At 52.2% G+C, this 11,125-nt stretch carries 13 protein-coding genes and 1 tRNA gene; 8 read left to right on the top strand and 6 right to left on the bottom strand.

Going from position 1 to position 11,125, the window contains the following annotated elements:
- Positions 1–144 precede the first annotated feature (144 nt).
- The 5 genes from CAG64_RS09490 to rpsU all read right to left on the bottom strand — a co-directional run bounded on the left by CAG64_RS09490 (position 145) and on the right by rpsU (position 4,876).
- Positions 145–220, bottom strand: a tRNA-Ile gene (locus tag CAG64_RS09490).
- Between the two features lie 141 nt (positions 221–361).
- Positions 362–2,230 (bottom strand): RNA polymerase sigma factor RpoD, encoded by a 1,869-nt coding sequence (rpoD, locus tag CAG64_RS09485; protein WP_161453810.1) that lies wholly within the window; start codon positions 2,228–2,230, stop codon positions 362–364.
- Between the two features lie 98 nt (positions 2,231–2,328).
- On the bottom strand, positions 2,329–4,095 hold the full coding sequence (gene dnaG, locus CAG64_RS09480) for a DNA primase (protein WP_161488586.1): 1,767 nt from the start codon (positions 4,093–4,095) through the stop codon (positions 2,329–2,331).
- A gap of 93 nt (positions 4,096–4,188) precedes the next feature.
- Positions 4,189–4,632: a GatB/YqeY domain-containing protein gene (locus CAG64_RS09475; RefSeq protein ID WP_161488587.1), complete on the bottom strand. Its 444-nt coding sequence runs from the start codon at positions 4,630–4,632 to the stop codon at positions 4,189–4,191.
- Positions 4,633–4,660: 28 nt separating this feature from the next.
- The gene (gene rpsU, locus CAG64_RS09470; RefSeq protein WP_001145625.1) at positions 4,661–4,876 is read right to left on the bottom strand and encodes a 30S ribosomal protein S21; all 216 of its coding nucleotides are present in this window, start codon (positions 4,874–4,876) and stop codon (positions 4,661–4,663) included.
- 229 nt (positions 4,877–5,105) lie between these two features.
- On the opposite strand from rpsU, the gene tsaD reads away from it, so the two are divergent.
- Complete coding sequence (tsaD, locus tag CAG64_RS09465) at positions 5,106–6,122, top strand: tRNA (adenosine(37)-N6)-threonylcarbamoyltransferase complex transferase subunit TsaD (RefSeq protein WP_021707349.1); 1,017 nt, start codon at positions 5,106–5,108, stop codon at positions 6,120–6,122.
- A gap of 143 nt (positions 6,123–6,265) precedes the next feature.
- Positions 6,266–7,078 carry an alpha/beta fold hydrolase gene (locus CAG64_RS09460; RefSeq protein WP_161488613.1) on the top strand — a complete coding sequence of 271 codons (813 nt, stop codon included), beginning with the start codon at positions 6,266–6,268 and terminating at the stop codon, positions 7,076–7,078.
- A 12-nt stretch (positions 7,079–7,090) separates the two neighbouring features.
- Here the strand turns inward: CAG64_RS09460 and plsY are convergent, their stop codons facing one another.
- A complete protein-coding gene (gene plsY / locus CAG64_RS09455) occupies positions 7,091–7,699 on the bottom strand; it encodes a glycerol-3-phosphate 1-O-acyltransferase PlsY (RefSeq protein WP_161488588.1) in 609 nt (202 codons plus the stop codon).
- Positions 7,700–7,867: 168 nt separating this feature from the next.
- On the opposite strand from plsY, the gene folB reads away from it, so the two are divergent.
- From folB to ispF, 6 genes are all read left to right on the top strand, one after another.
- A complete protein-coding gene (folB, locus tag CAG64_RS09450) occupies positions 7,868–8,221 on the top strand; it encodes a dihydroneopterin aldolase (protein WP_161453822.1) in 354 nt (117 codons plus the stop codon).
- Positions 8,218–8,715 carry a 2-amino-4-hydroxy-6-hydroxymethyldihydropteridine diphosphokinase gene (gene folK / locus CAG64_RS09445; RefSeq protein ID WP_021707353.1) on the top strand — a complete coding sequence of 166 codons (498 nt, stop codon included), beginning with the start codon at positions 8,218–8,220 and terminating at the stop codon, positions 8,713–8,715. The genes folB and folK overlap by 4 nt, the downstream gene beginning before the upstream one ends.
- A 7-nt stretch (positions 8,716–8,722) precedes the next feature.
- Positions 8,723–9,526 carry an undecaprenyl-diphosphate phosphatase gene (locus CAG64_RS09440; RefSeq protein ID WP_161453814.1) on the top strand — a complete coding sequence of 268 codons (804 nt, stop codon included), beginning with the start codon at positions 8,723–8,725 and terminating at the stop codon, positions 9,524–9,526.
- A 117-nt stretch (positions 9,527–9,643) separates the two neighbouring features.
- Positions 9,644–9,925 carry a cell division protein FtsB gene (ftsB, locus tag CAG64_RS09435; protein ID WP_040903273.1) on the top strand — a complete coding sequence of 94 codons (282 nt, stop codon included), beginning with the start codon at positions 9,644–9,646 and terminating at the stop codon, positions 9,923–9,925.
- Between the two features lies 1 nt (position 9,926).
- The gene (ispD, locus tag CAG64_RS09430) at positions 9,927–10,622 is read left to right on the top strand and encodes a 2-C-methyl-D-erythritol 4-phosphate cytidylyltransferase (RefSeq protein WP_161488589.1); all 696 of its coding nucleotides are present in this window, start codon (positions 9,927–9,929) and stop codon (positions 10,620–10,622) included.
- A gap of 23 nt (positions 10,623–10,645) precedes the next feature.
- The gene (gene ispF, locus CAG64_RS09425; protein WP_021707357.1) at positions 10,646–11,122 is read left to right on the top strand and encodes a 2-C-methyl-D-erythritol 2,4-cyclodiphosphate synthase; all 477 of its coding nucleotides are present in this window, start codon (positions 10,646–10,648) and stop codon (positions 11,120–11,122) included.
- Positions 11,123–11,125 lie beyond the last annotated feature (3 nt).

Genomic DNA, 11,125 nt, shown 5'->3' with positions numbered 1-11,125 from the left:
GATATTTATCTCATATTGAGATGGATAACTGGCATTAATCGACCAGAGCATACCGGAAGTCATCACTGTTGAGGAAAAAGGAGCTGAATACGGAAGGCCAGAAAAACAAAGGCCCGTAGATTTCTCTACGAGCCTTCTGCAATATGGTGGCCCCTCGCAGACTTGAACTGCGGACCAATCGATTATGAGTCGACTGCTCTAACCACTGAGCTAAGGGGCCAAATTAGGACAACGATTATAGGGGAAGCTTGCCGGGGTGTCTAGCCGCAGATATTACCAATTGCGCTTAGTTTTTATCCACTTAGAACGTTCGGGTACAAAAAAGGTGAGCCATTGCTCACCTTTTTTCATGCTTGGTTGATTACTCGTCCAGGAAGCTGCGCAGAGTTTCCGAGCGGCTTGGATGACGAAGCTTACGCAGTGCTTTGGCTTCGATCTGACGGATACGCTCACGGGTAACGTCGAACTGCTTACCAACCTCTTCCAAAGTGTGGTCGGTATTCATGTCGATACCAAAGCGCATACGCAGTACTTTCGCTTCACGAGGCGTCAGGCCTGCCAGTACGTCACGAGTCGCCACTTTCAGGCTGGTAGAAGTCGCAGAATCCAGCGGCAGTTCTAGCGTGGTGTCCTCGATGAAATCACCCAGATGCGAATCTTCGTCGTCACCGATTGGTGTCTCCATTGAGATTGGCTCTTTGGCAATTTTCAGTACTTTACGGATCTTGTCTTCCGGCATTTGCATGCGCTCTGCCAGCTCTTCCGGTAACGGCTCACGGCCCATCTCTTGCAACATTTGACGCGAGATACGGTTGAGCTTGTTGATCGTTTCGATCATGTGAACCGGAATACGGATCGTACGAGCTTGGTCAGCGATTGAACGAGTGATCGCCTGACGGATCCACCAGGTCGCGTAGGTCGAGAATTTGTAACCACGACGGTACTCAAATTTGTCGACCGCTTTCATCAGACCGATGTTACCTTCCTGGATCAGATCCAGGAATTGCAGACCGCGGTTGGTGTATTTCTTAGCAATCGAAATAACCAGACGCAAGTTGGCTTCCACCATCTCTTTCTTTGCGCGGCGAGCTTTGGCTTCACCGATAGACATACGGCGGCTGATGTCTTTGATGTTCTGAACCGTCAGTGACGTTTCTTCTTCGATCGCTTTCAGCTTCAGGATAGAGCGACGGATGTCGTCTTCGCTGCGTTTGATCTTTTCAGCGTAAGGTTTGTCTGAAGACAGAACTTCATCCAACCAGGCTTCGCTGGATTCATTGCCGGTAAACAGAGCAATGAAAGATTTCTTCGGCATTTTGCCGTATTCAACCGTCGAGCGCATGATCAGGCGCTCTTGCGTGCGTACGCGATCCATAGCGGTACGCAGTTCTTCCACCAGGTAGTCAAACTGTTTTGGTGTCAGACGGAATTCTTTGAATACGTCGATAACCAGTGCGTGCGCTTCGCTGGCTTTGTTGCTTTCACGACCGTGTTCGTTTACTGCCAGACGGTAGTTCTGGAAGGTGTTGCGCAGATCGGTGAATTTCTCAAGCGCCAACTCAGGGTCGATGCCGGTATCTTCTTCTTCAGAAGAGTCGTCATCTTCCTTGTCTTCATCTTCGTCTTCGTCGAGATCTTCGTCGTCTTCGTCCGCCAGTTCTTTTTCTGCCAGTTCCGAACCGATGTGAGTGGCCGTTGGGGCGCTGGTCTCTTCATCGTTTGGATCTACGAAGCCGGTGATCAGGTCGGTCAAGCGCAGTTCTTCGGCTTGAACTTTGTCGAACTGTTCCAGAATGTATGGAATCGTACCTGGGTATTCTGCGACAGCGTTCTGAACCTGGTTGATACCATCTTCAATACGCTTCGCGATATCGATTTCACCTTCACGAGTCAGCAGTTCTACCGTACCCATTTCGCGCATGTACATGCGCACCGGGTCGGTGGTACGGCCGATTTCGTTCTCTACACTGGATAGTGCAGCCGCGGCCGCTTCGGCAGCGTCTTCGTCGGTGATGTTGTTGTCATCGCTAAGAGCAAGGTCATCGGCATCAGGAGCGGTTTCCACTACCTTAATACCCATGTCATTAATCATCTGAATAATGTCTTCTACCTGCTCGGAATCGACGATTTCTGCGGGCAGGTGATCGTTAACTTCGGCATAGGTCAGATAGCCTTGTTCCTTGCCCTTAATGACAAGTTGTTTTAGCTGTGACTGCGGATTTTGATCCATAGACGGTATCCAACTTCGTATCTGGTGAAGGAATTAGTATGCGAAATGCAAACCACGAATACTAACAAATTTATTCATTGCTGACTAATCAAACAGGGTTACGCTTTCAAATCTAGCATTAAGGCTAGCAGCTCCCTTTTCTCTTCGGCTGATAAACCGACACTTCTTGCTTTGGCCTGCAGGTTTTCAATTTGTTTTTCAACGCACTGAGCAAGTATTTTGTCCAATGAGTCTAAAAATATATCTTCTTGATTGTCTTCAGCGAGCGGGATCTCCCAGCTGGCAAGACGAGACAGAAGCGCCTCATTTTTGTTATTACGCCAGTGTTCAAGCAACTGGCCGGTGTTGATATGGGGGTGGGACTGACAATAATCAAGTACTTCCACCAATAAACCCAAACCAGGCAACGCCAATCCCCGGACACTGGACAGGTCCGGTACCATTTCAGCATAGCTTGGATTCTGAATAAGCAAAGCGATCACTTCTCGCATCGGTGTGCGCTTGATCTCTTTATGAGGCTGGGGACGTGCCGCGGCCTCACTGGTGCTTTTTTTGTTCAAGCTAGACTGAATCGCGTCAGAGCTCAGGCCGGTTCGCAGCGATAGCTCTTCCCATAAATATAGCTTTAATGACTCATCTCGTACCGAGTTGATGAGCGGTTCGGCCAGATGGACCACCCGAAAGCGACCTTCTCGGCTGCTGTTGTCGACCACTTTTTCCATTAAGCCACTGAACAGAAAGTCAGAAAACGGCGTGGCCTGCTGGACATGCTGCTCAAATGCTTCGGTGCCGTTCTGGCGGATAAATGAATCGGGATCCTCTTTATCCGGCAGGAACATAAACTTAAGAGTTTTGTTCCCGTTCAAATAGGGTAGAGCATTTTCCAACGCGCGCCAGGCAGCCTGACGACCCGCGTTGTCGCCGTCGTAACAGCAGATCACGGCACTGGTCTGGCGAAACAGCACTTGCAGGTGGTCGCCGGTTGTGGATGTCCCCAGAGACGCCACGGAGTAATCCACTCCGTATTGTGCCAGTGCCACCACATCCATATAGCCTTCAGTGACCAGTATCTGCGGCGGCTCTCGGTACGCCTGCAACACTTCGTACAGGCCGTAAAGCTCTTTGCCTTTGTGAAAGATCGGCGTTTCCGGAGAGTTGAGATATTTGGGGGTGCCTTCGCCGAGCACCCGGCCTCCAAAGCCGATCACGCGGCCACGTCGATCGCGGATTGGGAACATGATCCGCCCGCGGAAACGGTCATAGCGATGGCCGTTGTCGTTCTCAACCAGCATACCCGCTGAGGTCAGCATCTCTTCTGCATCGCGGCCGCGGGCAAAGTTCTTGCGCACGCTGTCCCACTCGTCGGGGACATAGCCGATACCAAACTTCTGCACAATTTCACCGGATAAGCCGCGGCCCTTGAGGTATTCGATGGCTACCTTACTGGACGAGAGCTTGAGCTGATCACGATAGAACTGAGCAATACTGCCCATCAAATCATAGAGGCTGCGTTTTTGTTCGCTGTTGGCGCGTGGCTGCTGATTGAAATTGCTGCCGCTGCGCTGTTCCCGTGGCACATCCAGGCCGAGAAAAGAGGCCAGTTCTTCAATGGCTTCAGGAAATTCCAGCCGCTCGAATTCCATCATAAAATCGATGGCATTGCCGTGTGCACCGCAGCCAAAACAGTGATAGAACTGCTTTTCCTGGCTGACGCTGAAAGACGGGGTCTTTTCGTTGTGGAGCGGGCAACAAGCGCTGTAGTTTTTGCCTTTTTTCTTCAGTTTTACGCGTGCGTCAATGATATCGACAATATCAAGCCGAGCAAGGAGGTCATCAATAAAGCTGCGAGGGATGTGTCCTGCCATAAAACCGAATAGAAAGCCTCAATGTAGATAGGATAGATACAAACAAGCCGTGCGTTCCAGTGGATAGCACGGCTTGCTGCAAATGGGGTTGGTTTAAGCGAGTTTAGCGCGAACTAAACCACTCACTTTCCCCATGTCTGCACGCCCTTGAATTTGCGGCTTGAGCACGGCCATCACTTTCCCCATGTCTTGCATGCCCGCTGCGCCAGATTCGGTGATAGCACTGTCAATCAGTGCTGCGACTTCATCTTCGTTCAGTGGTTGAGGCATAAATTCCTCAAGGACAACGATTTCCGCTTGCTCAGCGTCTGCCAAGTCTTGACGACCTGCAGCTTCATACTGCGCAACAGAGTCGCGACGTTGTTTGACCATTTTTGTCAGCACAGCGAGAATATCGTCGTCGCCCAGAGTGATCTGTTCGTCAACTTCACGTTGTTTAATGGCCGACAGAGCCAAACGAATAGTGCCAAGGCGCGTTTTGTCCCTGGCTTTCATCGCTAATTTTTGCTCTTCTTTGAGTGTGTCAATCAGAGCCATAACTCAATTCCTTTACTGAATTAAGTTATTAGTACAGGCGAACGCGACGAGCGTTTTCGCGAGCTAGCTTCTTAGCGTGACGCTTTTGAGCTGCTGCTTTAGCGCGTTTGCGAACGGTAGTTGGTTTTTCGTAGTGCTCACGACGACGCACTTCAGAAAGGATACCTGCTTTTTCGCAAGAGCGCTTGAAACGACGCAGAGCTACGTCGAACGGTTCGTTTTCACGTACTTTAACTACTGGCATATGCCTTTCACCTCAGGGGTTATTCGTTAATGCTGGCCTATAACAGTCAAACATGAATTGCTTGGACGCTAACCAGCTTGATCAAAAATGGTGCGGAATTTTAATCCGATCACATAGCCATTGTAAAGCCTTTTATTGCCTATTGTCTGTACAAAATTTGTTTGAAAAGCCAAGGCGAGGTAAGATTGCGCCAAATTTTGATTGTGGATACGGGTGTACCGAGAAAAATATGCGCATTATTGGCATTGAAACCTCCTGTGATGAAACGGGAATCGCTATCTATGACGATGAAAAAGGCCTGTTGGCGCACAAGTTGTACAGTCAGGTAAAACTGCATGCCGACTACGGTGGTGTGGTACCGGAACTGGCCTCGCGCGATCACGTGAAAAAGACCATTCCGCTGATCAAAGCGGCGATGGCTGAAGCCAACCTGACACCCGCGGACATTGACGGGGTTGCCTACACCGCTGGCCCGGGATTGGTGGGCGCATTGCTGGTGGGCGCGACCATCGGGCGCAGTATTGCGTATGCCTGGAATGTGCCGGCTGTACCGGTCCACCATATGGAAGGCCACCTGCTGGCGCCAATGCTGGAAGATAACGTGCCGCCGTTCCCGTTTGTTGCGGTGCTGGTGTCTGGTGGTCACTCGATGATGGTCGAAGTGAGAGGCATCGGTGAGTACAAGATTCTTGGCGAGTCGATTGATGATGCCGCTGGTGAAGCGTTTGATAAGACCGCGAAACTGATGGGGCTGGATTACCCGGGTGGACCGCTGCTGTCGAAGCTGGCGGAGAAGGGCACGCCAGGGCGCTTTAAGTTTCCGCGACCGATGACCGATCGCCCGGGACTGGACATGAGTTTTTCCGGGTTGAAAACTTTCACCGCCAACACCATTGCAGCCAACGATGATGACGAGCAGACCCGAGCGGATATTGCGTACGCGTTTGAAGAAGCCGTCTGTGAGACGCTGGCGATCAAATGTCGCCGCGCACTGGAGCAGACAGGCATGAAGCGTATCGTGATAGCCGGCGGTGTGAGCGCGAATAAGCGTTTGCGTGCTGAGCTGGAAAAACTGGCGAACAAAATCGGCGGTGAAGTCTATTATCCGCGCACCGAATTTTGTACCGATAATGGCGCCATGATTGCTTACGCGGGCATGCAGCGTCTGAAAAATGGCGAAGTGGCTGACCTGTCGGTACAGGCGACGCCGCGCTGGCCGATTGACCAGTTGGAACCGATTGCCTGATTTACCAGTTATGAAAAAGCGGTCGCCCTGTGCGGCCGTTTTTTTATCGCTGCGTCTGGCGACAGCTCCGAGTGGTGATTGATAGTAATGATGATAGGATAACGACAAAAATTACAACAATACCTTTGATGGACACTGTCATGATGAAAAAATTTACCATAGATGGACAACAGCTCGCTTATCTGGATGTGGGGCAGGGACCTGTTTTGCTGCTGGGTCACAGCTACTTGTGGGATCACCAGATGTGGGCACCACAAATTGAAGCGCTCAGTCAGTCATATCGCTGCATTGTGCCGGATCTTTGGGCGCACGGTGAATCCGATCCGGCGCCACAGAAAACCCGTTCATTGCAGGACATTGCGGCAGATATGCTGGCGCTGATGGATCATATCGATGTGGCACAGTTTGCGGTTGTCGGGCTGTCGGTCGGCGGCATGTGGGGCACGGAGCTGGCGCTGATGGCGCCCGGACGAGTGACGGGGCTGGTAATGATGGACACCTTTGTCGGTCTGGAGCCGGAGGTGACTCACCAAAAATACTTTGCGATGCTGGAAGCCATCAGCATGGCGCAGATGGTACCCGCACCGATCGTCAATGCGGTGGTACCAATGTTCTTTGCCCGTAACGCGGCGCAGAACTCTCCGCAATTAGTGAACAAATTTTCGGCTCAGCTTTCGGCGATCAAAGGGCAAGATGCCGTGGAAATCGCACGTATCGGCCGCATGGTGTTTGGTCGTCGCGATCTGATCGAAGAGCTGGAAACATTGGCGTTGCCGGTTTTGATCGCCGTGGGTGAGGAAGACACCCCGCGTCCGGTACTGGAATCGTTCCTGATGCAAGATTGCATCGCGGGCAGTGAGTTGGTGCAAATTCCCGCAGCGGGACACATCAGTAATCTGGAGCAGCCACAGTACGTGACACAGATGCTGGAGCGCTTTCTTGCCGAGCACGTTTAATCGAAAGACCTCTCAGTAGGTCTTTTTTATGTCTTTCTTTTCGCCGACTTTGGGCTCGGTGCCATCGAACAGACGGCGGATGTTCTGGTGATGTCGAAACACGATCAGGCAGCACAACATGGCTACCGGCAGGGTATATTGTGGTTTGATCAGCCAGGTATATAAGGGTGCCAGCAGTACCGTGATCAGTGCGGCCAGCGAGGAGTAGCGGAAGATCAGTGCGATCACCAGCCAGGTTGCTATGATCAATAACGTCAGGTCCCAGCCAATCGGAGCAATTGCGCCCAGCGCCGTCGCCACTCCTTTTCCTCCTTTAAAATGGAAGAAAATCGGATACATATGTCCGAGACAGGCCGCAATGGCCACCACCCCGAGAATGATCGGATCAATATCGAGAAAATAGCCGCCCCACACCGGAATGGTGCCTTTCAACATGTCACACACCAGCACCGCTACCGCTGCTTGTTTACTACCAATGCGCAGCACGTTCGTGGCACCGGGGTTTTGGGATCCGGCGCTGCGAGGGTCCGGCAGACGCAGTACCCGGCAGATCAGCACGGCACTCGAGATCGACCCCAGTAAGTAGGCAGAAATGATCAGGATGAGGGCGAGTGGTGTCATGGATACTCTTAATGGCTGAAACGTATGCTCTATGTTGCTATCATATCGCGAAAATTTGACTCAAACTACCGAACCCGTTGGCGGATGTGTGAGCAGAAGCTGAGTTTTTAATGATATGTGTTTTGTTTTAGTTTGGGTATCCGACCTCTGAAGGAAATGGCTATCACCATGGATAAAGTGTTTATTGAGCAGTTAGAAGTGATCACCACGATCGGTGTATACGACTGGGAGCAGGAAATTAAGCAGAAGCTGGTGCTGGATATCGAAATGGCACACGACAACCGCCCGGCGGGTCACAGCGATGATGTGGCGGATGCTCTGGATTATGCTCAGGTCAGTCAGGCAGTTCTGTCGCATATTGAAAATGGTCGCTTCCTGCTGGTGGAACGTGTCGCGGAAGAAGTAGCGGCACTGATCATGACCCGTTTTGCTGTCGCGGGCGTCCGCATTCGTCTGACCAAACCTGGTGCCGTACCTCAGGCCAAAGGTGTGGGTGTCGTCATTGAGCGGGGCCAGATGTGATCACCAGTTACATCGGTGTCGGTACCAACCTTGAACGACGCAAACACGTCGAAGCGGCGGTACGTGAGTTATCGCAACTTGGCCAGCAACTGCGTTTGTCTCAGGTGTATGAGTGTGATGCACTCGGATTCGACAGCCACCCGTTTTATAACCTGGTGATCGAGCTAAAAACGGAGCTGACTTTCACGCAATTTTCACAGGCGCTGCGTAACATAGAGCTAAAGTGGGGACGCCGGCCCGACGCCGGTAAACTGGAAGACCGGACGCTCGATCTGGACATCATCTTATTCGGTGAGATGGTGTCGGACACGCAACCGGAAATTCCCCGCAGCGACATTTATAAATACCCTTTTGTACTGCAACCGCTGTATGAGTTGTGTCCGCAACGGGTCGTGCCGGGAGATGGCCGCACCATCGCGGCGTTGTGGCAGGCAATGCCTTCTTTTCAATCGTTAACCCAGATTGAGCTGTGGTTCAATCCTGACCTTTTTTGAGTATCTCATGAGTTATTATGAAGCCTTTATGCTGGCGCTGATCCAGGGCCTGACTGAGTTTTTGCCAATTTCCAGTTCGGCGCATCTGATTTTGCCTTCGGCGATTTTGGGCTGGGCCGATCAGGGCCTAGCGTTTGATGTGGCGGTCCATGTCGGTACGTTGGCGGCGGTGGTGATCTATTTCCGTAAGGAAGTCATCAGTTTATTAAGCGCTTTCTTCGCTTCCATTTTCCGGGGCGATCGCAGCAAAGAAGCGAAACTGGCGTGGTTGATTGTACTGGCGACCATTCCGGCGTGTATTTTTGGCCTGCTGATGAAGGATGTGGTGGAAACTTACCTGCGCAGTGCTTGGGTGATCGCCACCACGACCATCGTGTTTGGCATACTGCTGTGGTACGTCGACAAACACGCGACGCAAAGCGATGATGAGTATCAGGCTACCTGGAAATCGGCGCTGTTTGTTGGTCTGGCTCAGGCGCTGGCGATCATTCCCGGGACTTCCCGCTCGGGCGCTACCATTACTGCGGCGTTGTATCTGGGCTTTACCCGTGAAGCGGCGGCCCGTTTTTCCTTTTTGATGTCCATTCCGATCATCATGCTGGCGGGGGGCTACCTGGGAATGAATCTGGTCACCAGTGGCGCGCCTGTTCACCTTGGCTTCATGCTGACGGGGATTGTGACCTCGTTCATCAGTGCTTACCTGTGCATCCACTTTTTCCTCAAGTTGATTGCCCGTATGGGAATGATGCCGTTTGTCATTTATCGCCTTCTTCTGGGTGCCGGGTTGTTCGCCTTTCTGATGATGGGTTAACCCTGTCCTGTTAACATCCTGACACGATTAGTGAAAAGACTACTGAGTGCCGCCTCGCCTGACTCCGGGCGTTGTGGTATAAAGTAGTCTTTCTTTTCCTCGTTAATGTCAGGTGATATGCGAATTTTTGCTCTTACCCTCATCGTGCTGCTCGGCTGGCTGCAATATGAATTGTGGCTCGGTAAAAACGGCATTTCTGACTTTAAAGCCGTGAATGCTGAAATCGAAGTTCAGGAACAGGTGAACCAAAGCCTCCACTCACGCAATACTGAAATGTTTGCTGAGATCGATGACTTGCGCCAGGGGCTGGACGCGATTGAAGAGCGTGCCCGCCACGAGCTGGGAATGATCAAAGAGGGGGAGACCTTCTACCGCATCGTCGGGGAGGAAACCAAATAGCATGTCAGACATCGCCTCTGTGATCGCCGTGGTCCCCGCAGCCGGGGTCGGCAGCCGTATGCAGGCCGATAGGCCAAAACAGTATTTGCCGATTGCCGGTCACACAGTGTTGGAACACACCGTACACAAACTGCTTAGTCATCCTAAAATCTCAAAGGTGGTGGTGGCCGTAACCGATGGCGACCCGTATTTTCCGGCACTGGCGATTGCAGCGCATCCTGACGTGGTGCGGGTCTCCGGTGGAGGTGAGCGTGCAGACTCGGTGTTGTCTGCACTGAAATACATTCAGGCCCACGCGTTATCTGAATGGGTAATGGTGCATGATGCGGCCAGGCCGTGCATTACACACGCCGATCTCGACGCTTTGATAGCCGCGGTGGCGCAGCATGAAGTGGGCGGCATTCTGGCGAGCCCGGTACGCGACACCATGAAACGCGCGGACGCGGCATGCAACATTGACCACACCGTGGAACGGCAGGCGCTTTGGCACGCTTTGACGCCACAAATGTTTAATACTGAGCAATTAACCGACGCACTGGCTAAAGCACTGGCTCAAGGTGTGATGATCACCGACGAAGCGTCGGCGCTCGAATGGCTGGGTTATAAGCCTGCGTTGGTGAAAGGGCGGGCTGACAACATCAAAATTACCCAGCCCGAAGATCTTGCGCTGGCCGAGTTTTACTTGCGCCGCGATTGAAATTCAGTAAGTAAGGAAGGGTTATGATTCGAATTGGTCACGGTTTTGACGTCCATAAATTTGGTGGACCGGGCCCGGTGATTATTGGTGGTGTGGCGGTCCCGTACGAGCAAGGGTTGATTGCTCATTCCGATGGTGACGTCGCGCTGCACGCATTGTGTGATGCGCTGCTGGGTGCGATTGCCGCCGGAGATATCGGCCGCCATTTCCCGGACACCGACGACAAATGGAAAGGCGCAGACAGTCGTGAACTGCTGAAAGATGTCTATCGCCGGGTGCAAGCGCAGGGTTATGTGCTGGGAAATGCCGACATTACCATTATCGCCCAGGCTCCGAAGATGGCGCCGCACATCGAAGCCATGCAGACCACCATCGCGGCGGATCTGGGCACTGACCCAGGCAATATTAATGTAAAGGCCACCACGACGGAACGTCTCGGTTTTACCGGGCGTAAAGAAGGCATTGCTACCGAAGCGGTGGTGTTGCTGATGAAAGCGTGATGG

Source organism: Vibrio sp. V38_P2S17PM301, assembly GCF_009904845.1.
GTDB lineage: Bacteria > Pseudomonadota > Gammaproteobacteria > Enterobacterales > Vibrionaceae > Vibrio > Vibrio proteolyticus.
Note: the sequence above shows the minus strand (reverse complement) of the source record. Positions and strands in the feature narration are given on the sequence as shown.